The following is a 15,450-nucleotide window of genomic DNA, read 5'->3' on the forward strand; positions in this document are numbered from 1 at the left end:
CTCCTGCTTGTGTGTGGTCCGACCATACCGATACCTTGGTCGGACCACACCCTCCGTCCCACCACTTCACCGGAGGCGCCATGCCGATCTCCCGGCCCCGCGTCGGCCTCATGGTCACGTGTCTCAACGACGCCCTGTTCCCGGACACCGGCAAGGCCGTCGTGTCCCTGCTGCGCCGCCTCGGCGTCGACGTCGAGTTCCCCGCCGCGCAGACCTGCTGCGGGCAGCCGATGGTCAACACCGGCTACCTCGACGAGGCCGTCCCGCTCGTCCGCAACCACCTCGACGCCTTCGCCGGGTACGACGCGATCCTCGCCCCGTCCGGGTCGTGCGCGGGCTCGGTGCGCCACCAGCACGGCCTGGTCGCGCGCCGCTCCGGCGACCCGGGCCTGGTCCGCGGCGTCGAGTCGGCACCGTCGGTGTACGAGCTGAGCGAGTACCTGGTCGACGTGCTCGGCGTCGTCGACGTCGGGGCCTACTTCCCGCACCGCGTCACCTACCACCCGACCTGCCACTCGCTGCGGATGCTGGGGGTCGGCGACCGGCCGACCCGGCTGCTGCGCGCGGTCCGCGGGCTCACCCTGCTCGACCTGCCGGGCTCGGGAGAGTGCTGCGGCTTCGGCGGGACGTTCGCGGTGAAGAACTCCGAGACCTCGATCGCGATGGGCAACGACAAGGCCCGCCACGTCCGCTCGACCGGCGCGGAGGTGCTCGTCGCCGGGGACAACTCCTGCCTGATGCACGTGGGCGGGCTGCTGTCGCGGCAGCGGTCGGGGATGCGGGTCATGCATCTGGCCGAGGTGCTGGCGCAGACCGAGCCCGTGGTCGAGCGGCGCACCGAGCGGGCCGCGGACCCGACGAGCGTCGGCAGCGCGGTCCCGGACGCGACGACGGAGGCGGCCCGATGAGCGGCACGTTCCTCGGCACACCGGCGTTCCCGGCGGCGGCGCGCGCCGCGCTGGAGGACTCCCAGCTGCGCCGCAACCTGGCCCACGCCACGTCCACCATCCGCACCAAGCGCGGGAACGTCGTCGGCGAGGTCGACGACTGGGAGCAGCTGCGCCTGGCCGGTGAGGCCATCAAGAACCGGGTGCTGCGGCACCTGCCCGACTACCTGGAGCAGCTGGAACGGTCGCTGACGACGGCCGGGGCCACCGTGCACTGGGCACGCGACGCGGCCGAGGCGAACGCGGTCGTCGTCGACATCGCGCGGCGGCACGGCACCGACGAGGTCGTCAAGGTCAAGTCGATGGCCACCCAGGAGATCGACCTGAACTCGGCGCTGGAGGCCGCGGGCATCCACGCCTGGGAGACCGACCTCGCCGAGCTGATCGTGCAGCTCGGCGACGACCTGCCCAGCCACATCCTGGTCCCGGCGATCCACCGCAACCGCGCGGAGATCCGGGAGATCTTCCTGCGCGAGATGGGCCGCGCCGGGCGCGCCGCCCCGGCGGACCTGACCGACGAGCCCAAGCGCCTGGCCGCCGCGGCCCGGGAGCACCTGCGGGAGAAGTTCCTGCGGGCGAAGGTGGCGGTGTCGGGGGCGAACTTCGCCGTCGCCGAGACCGGGACGCTCACCGTCGTCGAGTCCGAGGGCAACGGGCGGATGTGCCTGACCCTGCCCGAGGTGCTGGTGTCGGTGGTCGGGATCGAGAAGGTCCTGCCGACCTTCCAGGACCTGGACGTGATGCTGCAGCTGCTCCCCCGGTCCTCGACCGGGGAGCGGATGAACCCCTACACCTCCACCTGGACCGGGGTCACCCCCGGCGACGGGCCGCAGGAGGTGCACGTGGTGCTGCTGGACAACGGCCGCACCGACGTCCTGGCCGACCCGACCGGGCGGCAGGCGCTGCGCTGCATCCGCTGCTCGGCCTGCCTGAACGTGTGCCCGGTCTACGAGCGCACCGGCGGGCACGCCTACGGCTCGGTCTACCCGGGCCCGATCGGCGCGATCCTCACCCCGCAGCTGCGGGGGGTGGGCACCGACCCGCAGACCGACTCGCTGCCGTACGCCTCCAGCCTGTGCGGGGCGTGTTTCGAGGTCTGCCCGGTCCGCATCGACATCCCCGAGGTGCTGGTGCACCTGCGCGCCGAGGTCGTCGACGCCCACAAGCGGGCGAGCCGGGTGCCGTCGGTGCAGGACGTCGCGATGAGGGCGGCGTCGTGGACGCTGTCCTCGGCCGCGCGCACCGGCGCCGCGGAACGTGTCGCCGGGATCGGCGGGAAGCTGGCCGGACGGCTGGGCCGCACCGCGCCCGGCGGGCGCAGCATCCTCGGCGCGGTGCCCGGCCCGGCGAGCGCCTGGTCGGACTCGCGCGACGTGCCGGTACCGGCTGCCGAGTCCTTCCGGGAGTGGTGGACCAGGACCGACGGCGGGCGGAGCCGGAGCGACGACACCGACGGCGGGCGGAAGAACGGGGACGGGGCATGAGCGCACGCGAGGCGATCCTGGCGAAGGCCCGGCGGGCACTGGCCGACGTGCCCGATGTCGAGCCGGTGCTCGACGTCGAGGTGGTCCGGCCGGTCCCCGACCGGTCGCTGCCGCACGCGCAGGTCGTGGACCTGTTCGACGAGCGGGTCGCGGACTACCGCGCCGTCGTCGAGCGGGCGGACCCGGGCACCGCGGCAGCGCGGGTCGCCGGCGCCCTGGCCGGCCGGTCCCCGCTCGCGGGCTCCGGCCCGCTGCGGATCCTGGTGCCGCCGGGCTTCCCGGCCGGCCTGGTGCCCGGCGACGTCGAGGTCGTCCCGGACGGGCCGGACGTCGCGGTGTCGGAGCTGGACCGCTGCGACGGCGTGCTGTCGACGGCCGCGATCGGCATCGCCGAGACCGGCACGATCATCCTCGACCACGGTCCGGGCCAGGGCCGGCGCGCCGCGACGCTGGTCCCCGACCTGCATGTCTGTGTGATCCGCGCCGACCAGGTCGTGGCCGGGGTGCCGGAGGCGGTGGCGGCGCTGGACCCGGCGCGGCCGCACACCTGGATCAGCGGGCCGAGCGCGACCAGCGACATCGAGCTGGACCGGGTGGAGGGTGTGCACGGGCCGCGGACACTGCACGTGGTGATCGTCGGCTGAGCCCGGGGCCGGGTTCAGCCGGCCATCCGGGCGGCGACCCGGTCGCGCAGCCAGCGGTGCGCGGGGTCGGTGTCCCAGCGGCGGTGCCACAGCATCCCGAGCGCGACCCGTGGCAGGTCGAGCGGGATCGGGTGGACGCGCAGCCCGGCGGGCCCGGCGACGACCGCGGCCGCGTCGGACGGCACGAGCGCCAGGACGTCGGCGCTGGTCGCGAGGAGCATGGCGGTGCCGATGGCGGGCACGGTGGCCAACACGTCACGGCGCAGACCGAGATCGGCGAGTCGCTCGTCGACGATGCTGTGCGCCCGACCCCGCCGGGAGACCGCGACGTGCGGCAGCGCGACGAACTCCGCGAGCGTCAGGCGCTCCCCGACCGGCGCGGCCGGCCGCACGAGTGCGGAGTGACCGTGGTCGGCGACCCGCCGGACCCGCACGTCGGACGGGAGGGCGGGCGGCAGTGTGCCGACGTCGAGGTCGACGTGGTCGCGCAGGTCCGCCGGGTCCTCGTCGCCCTCCGGGACGAACCGGAAGCGGACCCGCGGTGCCTCCCGGGCCGCCGCGGCGGCGAGCGCGGGGGCGAGGACGACGCCGCTCTCGTCGCTGCCGCGCACGACGAACACCCGCTCCAGCGCGGCGAGCTCCGGCGGCGCGGGGCGGGTGAGCACGTCGGCCGCGCCGAGCAGGGCCTGTTCGGCGCGCGGGGCGAGCTCGCGCCCGAGCGCGGTCGGGACGAGGCCCCGCCCCGCCGGGACCAGCAGCGGGTCGCCCAGCACCCGGCGCAGCCGGCCCAGGGTGCGGCTCATCGCCGGCGGCGAGACGTCCAGCTCCGCGGCCGCGCCGGTGACGCTGCCGGTGCGGAGCAGGGCGTCCAGCGCGGGCAGCAGGTTCAGGTCCGGGAGTTGCACGGGACGCAATCCTAGGCTGAGCAATCGGAACTGGTGCTCAACCATTGCACCATGCACGCTTGCGTCGTGCAGACATCCCCGATCCCCCGGCGGCTCGCAGCCCTCGTCGCGGGCTGCTTCGTGATGGAGAACCTCGACGTCACGATCGTGACGACCTCGGCCGAGCCGCTGGCCCGCGCGCTCGGCACCACGCCGTCGTCGGTGGGGCTGGTGGTCGCGGCCTACCTGGTGGCGCTCGCCGTCGCCCTGCCGCCCGGTGGCTGGCTGACCGGCCGGTTCGGGCCGCGGTGGGTGCTCACGGCCGCGATCGCGGTGTTCACACTGGCGTCGGTGGGGTGCGCGAGCAGCGGGACGCTCGCCGAGCTCGTCGGGTGGCGGGTGGTGCAGGGGGTCGGCGCGGCGATGATGGTGCCGGTCGGGCGACTGATGCTGCTCGACGGCGTCGCCAAGCGCGACGTGCCGCGGCTGATGGCGTGGATCGTCTGGCCGGGGCTGGCGGCGCCGGTGGTGGCACCGCTGCTGGGGGCGCTGCTCACCACGTACGCGAGCTGGCACTGGATGTTCCTGATCAACGTGCCGATCGGGGTCCTCGGCCTGGTGCTGGCGCTGCGCTGGGTGCCGGACACCCCCGGTCGCGGGGCGGGGCCGCTGGACGTGCCGGGACTGGTGCTGTGCGCGGCCGGGCTGGGCGGGCTGGTGTCGTCCTCGGCGCTGGTCGACCACGGCCTGCCGGTCGCGGCGGGCGTCGCGGTGGCGGCGGGCGCGGTGGTGCTGGCCGTCGCCGGACGGCACCTGCTGCGGACCGCGCACCCGCTGGTGGACGTGCGGGTGCTGCGGGTCCGGACGTTCCGGGCGTCCTCGGTCGGCGGCGCGCTGTTCTGGGCGGTCGTGACGGCGGTGCCGTTCCTGCTGCCGCTGCTGTTCCAGCAGGTGTTCGGCTGGAGCGCGACGACGGCGGGTGCGGTCGTGGTCGCGGTGTTCGCGGGCAACATCGCGGCCAAGCCGGCGACGACGGCGCTGATCCGCCGGTTCGGGCTGCGGACGATGGCCGCCACCGCGGCGGTCGCGGTCGCCGCGACCCTGGCGGTCGCCGCCACCTGGTCGCCGGACGCCGGGATCGTGGCCGTCGTCGTGGTGTGCGCGCTGAGCGGGGCGGCCCGGTCGGTGGGCCTGACGATGTACTCGATCCTGCCCTTCACCGACGTGACCGGTCCCGAGCTGCGGCACGCGAACACCCTGGCCGCGGTGGTGCAGCAGACGTCGATGGGGCTCGGGGTCGCGCTGGCCTCCGCGGTGCTGGCCGGGGCCGCCGCGCTCACCAGTGACGCGCCGGCCGCGTTCCGGGTGACCTTCGCGGTGTTCGCGGTACTGGCGCTGGTGGTGGCACTGGACGTGCTGCGGCTGCCCCGCGGGGCGGGCGACGCCGTCCGGAGCTAGGCGTCGCCGAGCGTCCGCACCACCACCGTCGCGATGTCCTCGGCCGAGCGCGCGGCCGGGCCCGTGGGGAGCACCATGTGGCTGACGGTGAGCCGGGCGGCGGTCTGGGCGGCGAGCCGGACGTCCTGCTCGCGAGCCTCGGGCCGGACCCGGCGCAGGTAGCCCGCGGACCGCTCGGCCGCGGCCGCGATGATCGGGCCGGAGTCGGTGCCGAACGCGGACGGGACCGCCGCGTCGCCGCTGAGCAGGGCCTTGATCAGCGGGTTCTCCCCCGCCTCGGTGAGGGCGGCGTCGGCCGCGGCGACCCAGGCCGCGTACAGGTCGGGCTCGCCGTCGAGGGCGGCCTCGATCCGGTCGAGGAACCGGTCGGTGGCGCGCAGCACCAGGGCCGCGGCGAGGCCGTCCCGGTCGCCGAACTCGCTGTAGAGGGTCTGCCTGCTGACCCCGACCCGGCGGGCGAGCTCGGGCATCGACGGTCGTTCGCCCGCGACCGCGAGGCGTTCGGCGACGTCGAGGACCTCACCGCGCAGCTCGTCGCGGGCCCGCCGCGCCATCGTCCGCCGCTCGCTCATGGCCGACATCATGACACGGCCCGTCCATTGCCTGGACAGTTCTGCCGAATGTGTCTAACTTCGGCGGGGACACCGACGTCGACGCCCGAGGAGCAGGCCCGTGAAGCTGGTGCAGCAGGCGCGTGAGCGCTGGTCGTCCGTCCTGACCCTGCCCGCGCCCGACCGGCTCGACGACGCGCTGCTGGCCACCGGCGCCCAGGGCCGCCGCCCCGCACCGTTCGGCCCGGCACCGCAAGGCCTGGCCGAGGTCCCCGGCGACGACGGCATGCCGCTGCTCGGCCACGCGCTGGCCTACGTCCGGTTCGGGCACCGCTTCACCCGCGCCCGCACCGAGGCGCTCGGCCCGGTGTGGTGGATGCGGTCCCCGGCAGGCCGGGCGATCGTCGTGACCGGCCCGGCCGCCACCCGGGAGGTGCTCACCAACCGGGACAAGGCGTTCTCCCAGGAGGGGTGGCGTGCGACGGTCGACGCGTTCTTCCACCGCGGCCTGATGCTGCTCGACTTCGACGAGCACCGCGCACACCGGCGCATCATGCAGGAGGCGTTCACCGCGGACCGCATCTCCAGCTACGTCGCCGCGACCACCCCGGTCGTGCGCGAGGTGCTGCCGACCTGGCCGGAGCGGCTGCGGCTCTACCCGGCGCTCAAGCGGCTCACCCTGGACGTGGCGCAGGCGGTGTTCATGGACGCCCGCTCCGGGCCGGAGGCCGAGGCGGTGAACCGGGCGTTCGTCGACTGCGTCCGGGCCGCGAACTCCTTCGTCCGCAAGGACCTGCCCGGCACCCGGTGGCGGCGCGGGCTGCGCGGACGGGTGGTGCTGGAGAACTGGTTCCGGGAGAACCTGGCGGCCAAGCGCGCGGGCGGGGGCACCGACCTGTTCTCCGCGCTGTGCCACGCCCGCACCGACGACGGCGAGACGTTCTCCGACGACGACGTCGTCAACCACATGATCTTCCTGATGATGGCCGCGCACGACACCTCGACCACCACGACGGCGTCGGCGGCGCACCACCTCGCGCGCAACCCCGTCTGGCAGGAGCGCTGCCGCGCCGAGTCCGACGCGCTCGCCGAGCGGATCGGGGACCGCGCCCCGACCGTGGCCGAGCTGCGCGAGCTGACCTCGCTGGACCTGGTGATCCGGGAGGCCCTGCGGCTCGACGCGCCGGTACCACTGGTCATGCGGACGGCGGTGAAGGACACCACGGTCGCCGGGCACCACGTGCCGGCGGCGACGCGGGTCGTCGTCGCACAGGCGGTGAACCACTACGACCGGTCCTGCTGGACCGACCCGGAGCGCTTCGACCCCGAGCGGTTCGGCCCGGACCGGCGCGAGGACCGCTCCGACCGCGACGCGTGGATCCCGTTCGGCGGCGGCGTGCACAAGTGCATCGGGCTGCACTTCGGGACCCTCGAGGTCACCGCGATCCTGCACGAGATGCTGCGCCGCTACCGGTGGAGCGTCGAGCCCTCCTACCGGCTGCGCTGGGACAACACCTCGCTGCCGGTGCCGGTGGGCGGCATCCCGGTGCGGCTCACCCCGCGCTGACGGCCCACTCGTCGCAGGCGATCCGCACGGCCAGCTCCAGCAGCGCGACGGCCGCGCCGTGCAGCCGCTCCCCCACCGCGCGGTCCGCCTCGCCCGCGGCGACCCGCGCCCAGGTGCCCTCCAGCACCACGCCCAGCTTGAACGCGGCCAGCCCCGCGTACCAGGTGATGCCGGTGGTGTCGCGGCCGCCGGCGTCGACGTAGGCGGCGACGAGCTCGGCCCGGGTGGGGAGCCCGCCGTGCCCGGCGAGCTCGGTCCCGGCGCCGAACCCGACGGGGTCGACCGGCCAGGTGACCAGCAGCCAGCCGAGGTCGAGCAGCGGATCGCCGACGGTGCACATCTCCCAGTCGACGAGCGCGGCCACCCGCGGCCGGGTCCGGTCCAGCAGCACGTTGTTCAGGTGCAGGTCCCCGTGCGCGACGCCCGGTTCCGGCTCGGGCGGCCGGTGCCGGGTCAGCCAGTCCGCGGCGACGGCCACGTCGGGCAGGTCGCCCGGGTCGTAGCCGGGCACCTCGGAGTAGGACGCGAGCTGCTCGGTCCAGCGCGGCACCTGCCGTTCCAGGAACGGGCCGGGGCGGCGCAGCCCGTCGAGCCCGACGGCGGCCGGGTCGAGACGTCCCAGCCGGGCCGCGGCCCGGGCCACGTCGAGCACCGCTCCGTGCCGCAGCGCCGGGGTCGCGGCCTGCTCGGGCGAGACCCGCTCGCCGGGGTTGACGCCGTCCACGTCGGACATCAGGTAGAACGGCCTGCCGAGCACCTCGGCGTCGGTGCAGGCGGCGACGAGCTCCGGGTGCGGCACGTCGGTGCCGCGCAGCGCGCCGAGCACGGTGATCTCGCGGGCGAGGGTGCGGGCCGACCCCGGCCGCGGGTGCACCGGCGGGGAGCGCAGGACCAGCGGCCTGCCGTCGACGACGGTGCGCAGCACCACGTTCTGGGTGCCGCCGCCGACCGGTTCCAGCTCGCCGGACCAGTCGCCGAGGCCCTGCTCGCGCAGCCAGGCCCCGAGCGCGGCCCGGTCGACGACGTCGGCCGGGGACCTCACGTCGACCACGCCATCCCGCCGTCGACCTTGATCGTCGCGCCGGTGGTGTAGCTGGCGTCCGGGCCGGTCAGGTAGAGGATCGCGCCGACGACCTCGGCGACCTCCCCCACCCGTCCGGCGGGGACGGTGCCGGCGATCTGCGAGCGGAACTCCTCGGTCCAGTGCTCGGCGATGTCGGTCCGGACCGGACCGGGCATCACCGTGTTGACCCGCACCGACGGCGCGTAGGCGCGGGCGAGCCCGACGGTCAGGGCGTTGAGCCCGGCCTTGGCCAGCGCGTAGGGCAGCTCGCCGGGGCCGGGCATGACCGCCGCGACCGAGGAGACGTTCACGATCGCGCCGCCGCCCGCCGCGGCCATGAGCTCCCCGCAGCGGGCCCCGAGCCGGTAGGCGCCGCGCAGGTTCACCGCGAGGACCTTGTCGAACAGCTCCTCGGTGACCTCGGTGAGCGACCCGTAGAGCGGGGACATGCCGGCGTTGTTGACCAGCACGTCGATCCGGCCGTACTCGGCGAGCACCCGGTCCACCAGCGCGTCGCAGTCCGCCCAGCGGCCCACGTGGCAGCCGACGCCCAGCGCGGGCGTGCCGTGCTCCGCGGTCAGCTGGGCGGCCAGCGCGGTGCACGCCTCGGCCCTGCGGCTGGCGACGACGACCGTGTCGCCGCGGGCCGCGTACGCCGCGCACGCCGCCCGCCCGATCCCCCGGCTCCCGCCGGTGACGACGACGACCCGGCCCCCGTCGCTCGACGCGCTCATCTCAGGACGCCCCGGAGCCCCCGGCGTTCCACTCGCGATCCTTGCGGTCCTCGGACTCGGTGCGCTCCTTGGCGATCTCCAGCGCGCGGGCCGCGGTGGCCTTGTCCGGGTACGGGCCGAGCCGGTCGGCCGACCGGCAGCCGTCGGCGGTCTCCACGGTGCCGTGCTTGAGGCAGTAGAACCATTGCTCGTCGCTCATGGGACCACCCTGGCACCGATCCACCCCGCCTGTCTCCCGCCGCGCCGGTCCGGCGATGGCAGGCTGGGGGCATGGCACTGGTGCTCGGGGTGGACTCCTCCACCCAGTCCTGCAAGGTCGTCGTCCGCGACGCCGACACCGGCGAGCTCGTCCGTTCCGGGCGCGCCGCGCACCCGGACGGCACGGAGATCGCGCCCCGGATCTGGTGGGAGGCGCTGCAGGCCGCGATCGACGACGCGGGCGGCCTCGACGGCGTCGCGGCGCTGTCGGTCGCGGGCCAGCAGCACGGCATGGTCTGCCTCGACGACCGCGGCGAGGTCGTCCGCGACGCGCTGCTGTGGAACGACACCCGCTCGGCCGCCGCCGCCCGTGAGCTCGTCGACGAGTTCGGCGCGCAGCGGTGGGCGGAGACGACCGGCGTCGTGCCGGTGGCCTCGATCACCCTGGCCAAGCTGCGCTGGCTCGCCGGGAACGAGCCCGACCACGCCGCCCGCACCGCGGCGGTGTGCCTGCCGCACGACTGGCTGACCTGGAAGCTCCGCGGTGGCGGGCTCCCCGGCGGCGCGGGTCTCGACGAGCTGGTCACCGACCGGTCCGACGCCTCGGGCACCGGCTGGTTCGACGGCGTCGACTACCGCCCCGAGCTGCTGGAACGCTTCTTCGGGTCGACGCCGGTGCTGCCGCGGCTGCTCGGCCCGGCGGAGTCCGTCGACGGGCCGGGCGGGATCCGGGTCGGCGCCGGGGCGGGCGACAACGCGGCCGCCGGGCTGGGTGTCGACGCCGGCGACGACGTCGTCGTCTCGCTGGGCACCTCCGGCACGGTGTTCGCCCGCTCGGAGCGCCGCGCCCAGGACCCGTCCGGGATCGTCGCCGGGTTCTCCGACGCCACCGGCGCCTACCTCCCGCTGGTGTGCACGCTCAACGCTTCCCGGGTGCTGGACGCGACCCGGCGGCTCCTCGGCGTGGACCACGACGAGCTGGGCCGCCTCGCGCTGGCCGCCGAGCCGGGCGCGGGCGGCCTGGTCGTGGTGCCCTACCTGGAGGGCGAGCGGACCCCGAACCTGCCCGACGCGACCGGCGCGCTGCACGGGTGGACGCTGGCGTCGGGGACCCGGGAGAACCTGGCCCGGGCCGCGGTCGAGGGCATGCTGTCCGCGCAGCGGGTCGGGCTGGAGGCGCTGCGCGAGCAGGGCGTCACCGTGTCCGGGGTGACCCTGGTCGGCGGGGCGGCCCGCTCCGAGGCGGTCTGCCGGATCGCCGCCCAGGTGTTCGAGGTGCCGGTGCGGGTGCCCGAGCCCGGCGAGTACGTGGCCGACGGCGCCGCCCGCCAGGCCGCGTGGGCGCTGCACGGCGGCGCGACGCCGCCGTCGTGGAGCGCCGGTGCCGAACCGGCACGCTACGAGGCCGACCCGGCCCCGGCGGCGTGGGAGCGCTACCGCGAGGCGGCGGGGGCCTTCCTGGACCGGGTCGCGGGATGACCACCGAGGGCCCGAAGCGGCTCCTGGTGCTCGGCAAGATCACCGACATCCTGGACGCGTTCACCCTGCAGCGCCCGGTGCTCGGGCTGGGCGAGATCCAGCAGGCGACCGGCATCCCGACCTCGACGGTGCAGCGGCTGGTGTCCAACATGGTCGCCGAGGGGCTGCTGGACCGGGTCGGGGACCGGGTCCGGATCGGGATCCGGATGGCCTACTGGGCCGGGGCCGCGGCCCGCGGGGTGGACCTGCTGGAGCTGGCCGGGCCGCTGCTGCGCGAGCTGCGCGACACCACCGGGGAGACCGCGTCGCTGTTCCGGGCCGAGGGCAGGCACCGGGTGTGCGTCGCCGTCGCCGAGACGCGGCACGCGCTGCGCCGGGAGATGCACGTCGGGCGGATCGTGCCGCTGCACACCGGCTCGGCCGGCCGGGTGCTGCTGGCCTGGGCACCCGAGCGGGCCGAGCACGTGCTGTCCGGCCCCCTGGAGCCGCTGACCGACCGGACCGTGACCAGCCCGGAGCGGCTGCGGGAGCTGGTGGCCGACACCCGTCGCGACGGGTTCGCGATCACCGTCGCCGAGCGCGACGACGGCGGCTCCGGGCTGTCCGTGCCGGTGTTCGACCATGCCGGGGAGGTGACCGCGGCGCTCACCGTCAGCGGGCCGACCATCCGGTTCGGCCGCTCGGAGTGCGAGAAGTGCGTGGACCTGCTGGTCGGGGCCGCGGAGCGGCTGACCCGCACCCTCGGCGGGCGCCCGCCGGGCTGACCCGGCGGGCGCGGGCCGGGCGGTTCAGCCGCGCGGCCCCGCCGTCCACGGGAAGGCCTCGGCGTTCGAGCGGACGCCGCGCGCGGTCGCCGAGCGCATCGGCTCCCCCAGCTCGGCGAGCAGGTCCTCCGACCAGGTCACGAGCTCGGCCAGCACCGCGGGGGTCAGCCAGTCCGGGCGCAGTGCGAACAGCAGGTCCTCGCTGGCGGTGTTGCCGCTGGCGCCGGGCGCGAACGGGCACCCGCCCAGTCCGCCCAGCGCGCCGTCGAGGACGGTCGCACCGTTCTGCACCGCGGCGAGCGCGTTCGCGACGCCCTGGCCCCAGGTGTCGTGGCCGTGGAAGGCGACGCGACGGCCGTCGGCGACCGCGGCGACGCGCCCGACCAGCGAGGCGACCTCGGCCGGGTTCGCCTGCCCGAGGGTGTCGCAGACGACGACGTCGCAGGAGCCCGCGGTGCGCGGGTCGGCGACGATCTCGACCACCCGGTCCGGGTCGACGGGGCCGTCGAACGGGCAGGTGAACGCCGTCGCGAGGCACAGCTGGATGCGTCCGCCCGCGGCGCGCGCGTACTCGACGGCCTGCGGCATCGCGTCGAGGGAGACCGCGGTGTCACGGCCGATGTTGGCGTTGTTGTGCGCGTCGGACACCGAGAAGCAGTACTGCACGTTGCGGGCCCCGGCGGCCACCGCCTTCTGCACGTGCCGCGGCGTCGCCACCCACACCCAGCAGCGCTCCAGCTCCTCCGGCGTCAGCGCGGCGACGACGTCGAGGGTGTCGGCCAGCGGCGGCACCAGGTCGCCGCGGGCCAGCGACCCGATCTCCAGCTCCGGCACGCCCGCACCGAGCAGCGCGCGGACCAGCCCGACCTTGCGGTCGGTGGGCAGCGGCTTGCCGGTGAGCTGGAGCCCGTCGCGCAGCGTGACGTCCCGCAGGACGACCCCGTCGGTGCTCATGCGTCCTCCCCCGATGCGGCCCGGATCGTGTCCGGGGTGTACCCGAGCAGCCCGCCGAGTACGTCGGCGGTGTCGGCGCCCAGGTCCGGCCCGACCGAGCGGACCGGGACCGAGCGGCCGTCGAGCACCGGCACGATGCCGGGGAACCCGACCCGGGCGGGCTCGTCGCCGCCGGTGTCGACGTCGAAGTACTGGACCATGTCGCGGGCGCGGAACTGCTCGTCGGCGACGATGTCGGCGGCGGAGTGGATCGGCCCGGCCGGGACGCCCGCCTCCTCCAGCTTCGCGAGGACCTCGTCGCGGGGCAGCGAGCGGGTCCAGGTCTCGATGGCGCTGTCGAGCTCGTCGCGGCGCGCCCAGCGGCCCGCGTTGGAGGCCAGGTCCGGGTCGCCGCCCAGGTCCGCGCGGCCGATGACGGTCATGAACCGGCCGTAGATGGAGTCGCCGTTGCCGGCGATGACGACGCTGCCCCCGTCCGCGCAGACGTAGGCGTTGGACGGGGCGATGCCCTCCATCCGCCCGCCGACGCGGCGCCGCTCGACGCCGTAGGCGAGGTGGTCGGGGACGAGCGACTCCATCATCGAGAACACGGCCTCGTTGAGCGCGACGTCCATGCAGCGCCGATCCAGCGCGGGCCGGTCGGTGCGGCTCTCGCGCTGGTAGAGGCCCATCATCGCGGAGAACGCGCCGTAGAGCCCGGCGATCGAGTCCCCGATCGACACCCCGGTCCGCGACGGCGGCCGGTCGGCCTCCCCGACCAGCGCGCGCAGCCCGCCCATCGCCTCGGCGACGGCGGCGAACCCCGGCCGCGACGACAGCGGCCCGGTCTGCCCGAACGCCGAGATCCGCACGAGCACGACGTCGGGGTTGACGGCGTCGAGCTCGGCCGGGCCCAGCCCCCACTTCTCCAGCGTGCCGGGCCGGAAGTTCTCCAGCACCACGTCGGAGCGGGCGGCCAGGTCCAGCACGGCCTGCTTCCCCGCGGCCGAACGCATGTCGAGGGTGATGGAGCGCTTGTTGCGGTTCAGCGTCCGGTACAGCATCGAGGTGTCCCCGGCGTAGAGCCGCCAGTTGCGGATCTCGTCGCCCGTGCCGGGACGCTCGACCTTGATCACCTCGGCGCCGAAGTCGGCGAGCAGGCGTCCCGCGGTGGGGGCGGCGATGTAGTTGCCGAGCTCGAGCACCCGGACCCCGGACAGTGGAAGTTGCGACACGACTCTCCCTAGACGACGAGCGACAGCGGCAGGATCACCAGGATCGCGACGACGGAGGCGATGGAGACCCCGACCGAGCAGGTCTTGAGCGTCCCGCGCACGGACTGTCCGAGCAGCGACTGCAGCAGCCAGAACGTGTTCGAGGTGACGTGGATGGCGAACAGCGCCCCGGCACCGGCGGCAAGCGCGATCAGCACCGGGGCCAGGCCGATCACCGGGGCGACCGGGGCGAGCACGCCGGCCGCGGTGATCGCCGAGATCGTCACCGACCCGATCGCGACGTGCAGCACGGCGGCGATCAGCCACACCATCAGCAGCGGGGCGGCGGTGCTGGCGGAGAAGAAGCGGCCGAGGATCTCGCCCAGCCCGGCGTCGGAGATCGTGGTGGCGAGCGAGCCACCGACGCCGGTGAGGATGAGGATCTGCCCGCTCTCGCGGAACCCGTCGGAGACCGCGGACTCGACCATGCCGCGCCCGTGGGCGACGCCGACGACGGCGGTGGTCCCGATCAGCGCGAGCAGCAGCGCGATCACCGGCTCGCCCAGGAACGCGATGACGGGGTGGGTGATCCCGGCGGCGTCGAGGACGGCGCCCGCGGCGATGAGCAGCAGGCCCACCAGCAGCGGCCCGAACAGCAGGGCCAGCGGCAGCTCGCGACGCGCGGTGCCGGACACCGCGGTGCCGACGGCGGCCGGGACCGCGCCCCCGCCGTCCGGGGAACCGGCACCGGTGGGCCGTCCGCCGGCGCTCCCGGCGTCGGGTGCGGCGTCGGGTGCGGCGTCGGGTGCGGCGCTGTCCGGCGCGTGGGCCTCCGCACCGGCGGGCACGCCCGCGGCGACCGGCTCCTGCTCGTCGCGGTGCGGGTCCCACCAGCCGCGGCGCAGCAGCACGGACATGATCCCGGTCGCGATCAGCACGGTCGGCACCACGACGACCAGGCCCAGGATCAGCATCTGGCCCAGCGGCACCCCGAGCACACCGGCGAGCGCGACCGCGCCGACACCGGGGACCATGAACACGATCCCGCACTCCAGGCCGATCGCGAGCGCCGTCGCCATCCGCGGCAGCCCCTTGTCCCCGATGCGCGGGGCGATCCGGCGGGCCAGCGGCGCGGAGATGACCAGCAGCACGTCGACGAAGATCGACTGGAGTGCGGTGGAGACGGTGACGGCGGTGGCGTAGGGCATCCCGCGCGGGCCGCAGGCCGTCAGCAGCGCGGAGACCAGCCGTTCGATGGCGCCCGCGTGGTGCAGCATCGCGCCGGTCAGGACACCGAAGGCGATGAGCAGCCCGACGTCGGCCAGGATGTCGCCGAACCCGCCGGTGACCGCGTCGACCGTCCCCGTCACCCCCAGGCCGGCGGTCAGGCCCAGGTAGACGGCGCCGATCACGAGGGAGATCACCGGGTTGAGCCGGAACCTCACGATCAGCACGACGACGGCGAGCACGGCGACGGCCGTGTTCACCACGATGACGGTGTCCGACACGATGATCCCCCTGGGCATCGAC

At 75.4% G+C, this 15,450-nt stretch carries 15 protein-coding genes; 7 read left to right on the forward strand and 8 right to left on the reverse strand.

Annotated features, from left to right (window positions below; translation table 11 throughout):
- The first annotated feature begins 80 nt into the window (after positions 1-80).
- The 3 genes from DMP17_RS34900 to DMP17_RS34910 are packed head-to-tail and all read left to right on the forward strand — an operon-like array spanning position 81 to position 3,075.
- Positions 81-908, forward strand: a complete 828-nt coding sequence (locus DMP17_RS34900) for a (Fe-S)-binding protein (RefSeq protein WP_337831774.1) — start codon at positions 81-83, stop codon at positions 906-908.
- A complete protein-coding gene (locus DMP17_RS34905; RefSeq protein WP_337831775.1) occupies positions 905-2,431 on the forward strand; it encodes a lactate utilization protein B in 1,527 nt (508 codons plus the stop codon). The genes DMP17_RS34900 and DMP17_RS34905 overlap by 4 nt, the downstream gene beginning before the upstream one ends.
- Entirely contained in the window at positions 2,428-3,075 is a 648-nt protein-coding gene (locus tag DMP17_RS34910; RefSeq protein WP_226364841.1) for a LutC/YkgG family protein, read from the forward strand. The genes DMP17_RS34905 and DMP17_RS34910 overlap by 4 nt, the downstream gene beginning before the upstream one ends.
- Positions 3,076-3,089: 14 nt before the next feature.
- Here DMP17_RS34910 and DMP17_RS34915 read toward each other — a convergent pair whose 3' ends face one another.
- The gene (locus DMP17_RS34915; protein ID WP_337831776.1) at positions 3,090-3,980 is read right to left on the reverse strand and encodes a LysR family transcriptional regulator; all 891 of its coding nucleotides are present in this window, start codon (positions 3,978-3,980) and stop codon (positions 3,090-3,092) included.
- A gap of 66 nt (positions 3,981-4,046) precedes the next feature.
- On the opposite strand from DMP17_RS34915, the gene DMP17_RS34920 reads away from it, so the two are divergent.
- A complete protein-coding gene (locus tag DMP17_RS34920; RefSeq protein WP_226364839.1) occupies positions 4,047-5,417 on the forward strand; it encodes an MFS transporter in 1,371 nt (456 codons plus the stop codon).
- Here the strand turns inward: DMP17_RS34920 and DMP17_RS34925 are convergent.
- Entirely contained in the window at positions 5,414-5,989 is a 576-nt protein-coding gene (locus tag DMP17_RS34925) for a TetR family transcriptional regulator (protein ID WP_226357592.1), read from the reverse strand. The genes DMP17_RS34920 and DMP17_RS34925 overlap by 4 nt on opposite strands.
- Before the next feature lie 100 nt (positions 5,990-6,089).
- On the opposite strand from DMP17_RS34925, the gene DMP17_RS34930 reads away from it, so the two are divergent.
- On the forward strand, positions 6,090-7,535 hold the full coding sequence (locus DMP17_RS34930) for a cytochrome P450 (protein ID WP_337831777.1): 1,446 nt from the start codon (positions 6,090-6,092) through the stop codon (positions 7,533-7,535).
- Here DMP17_RS34930 and DMP17_RS34935 read toward each other — a convergent pair.
- From DMP17_RS34935 to DMP17_RS34945, 3 genes are read right to left on the reverse strand one after another with little or no spacing between them, the layout of a single operon-like run.
- Positions 7,522-8,586 (reverse strand): phosphotransferase family protein, encoded by a 1,065-nt coding sequence (locus DMP17_RS34935; protein ID WP_337831778.1) that lies wholly within the window; start codon positions 8,584-8,586, stop codon positions 7,522-7,524. The two genes, DMP17_RS34930 and DMP17_RS34935, sit on opposite strands and share 14 nt — an antisense overlap.
- Positions 8,574-9,332 carry an SDR family NAD(P)-dependent oxidoreductase gene (locus tag DMP17_RS34940; RefSeq protein ID WP_337831779.1) on the reverse strand — a complete coding sequence of 253 codons (759 nt, stop codon included), beginning with the start codon at positions 9,330-9,332 and terminating at the stop codon, positions 8,574-8,576. The genes DMP17_RS34935 and DMP17_RS34940 overlap by 13 nt, the downstream gene beginning before the upstream one ends.
- Position 9,333: 1 nt before the next feature.
- On the reverse strand, positions 9,334-9,531 hold the full coding sequence (locus DMP17_RS34945) for a hypothetical protein (protein ID WP_073574504.1): 198 nt from the start codon (positions 9,529-9,531) through the stop codon (positions 9,334-9,336).
- A 71-nt stretch (positions 9,532-9,602) separates the two neighbouring features.
- Here DMP17_RS34945 and DMP17_RS34950 point away from each other — a divergent pair, with 71 nt between their 5' ends.
- Complete coding sequence (locus tag DMP17_RS34950) at positions 9,603-11,009, forward strand: xylulokinase (RefSeq protein WP_337831780.1); 1,407 nt, start codon at positions 9,603-9,605, stop codon at positions 11,007-11,009.
- On the forward strand, positions 11,006-11,773 hold the full coding sequence (locus tag DMP17_RS34955) for an IclR family transcriptional regulator (protein WP_226357597.1): 768 nt from the start codon (positions 11,006-11,008) through the stop codon (positions 11,771-11,773). Before DMP17_RS34950 ends, DMP17_RS34955 begins: the two co-directional genes overlap by 4 nt.
- A gap of 24 nt (positions 11,774-11,797) precedes the next feature.
- On the opposite strand, the gene DMP17_RS34960 is transcribed toward DMP17_RS34955, so the two are convergent.
- From DMP17_RS34960 to DMP17_RS34970, 3 genes are read right to left on the reverse strand one after another with little or no spacing between them, the layout of a single operon-like run.
- On the reverse strand, positions 11,798-12,727 hold the full coding sequence (locus DMP17_RS34960) for a hydroxymethylglutaryl-CoA lyase (RefSeq protein WP_337831781.1): 930 nt from the start codon (positions 12,725-12,727) through the stop codon (positions 11,798-11,800).
- Positions 12,724-13,941: a CaiB/BaiF CoA transferase family protein gene (locus DMP17_RS34965; protein ID WP_337831782.1), complete on the reverse strand. Its 1,218-nt coding sequence runs from the start codon at positions 13,939-13,941 to the stop codon at positions 12,724-12,726. The genes DMP17_RS34960 and DMP17_RS34965 overlap by 4 nt, the downstream gene beginning before the upstream one ends.
- A gap of 8 nt (positions 13,942-13,949) precedes the next feature.
- Entirely contained in the window at positions 13,950-15,446 is a 1,497-nt protein-coding gene (locus tag DMP17_RS34970) for a GntP family permease (protein ID WP_337831783.1), read from the reverse strand.
- Positions 15,447-15,450: the final 4 nt, after the last annotated feature.

Source organism: Pseudonocardia sp. TMWB2A, assembly GCF_017312135.1.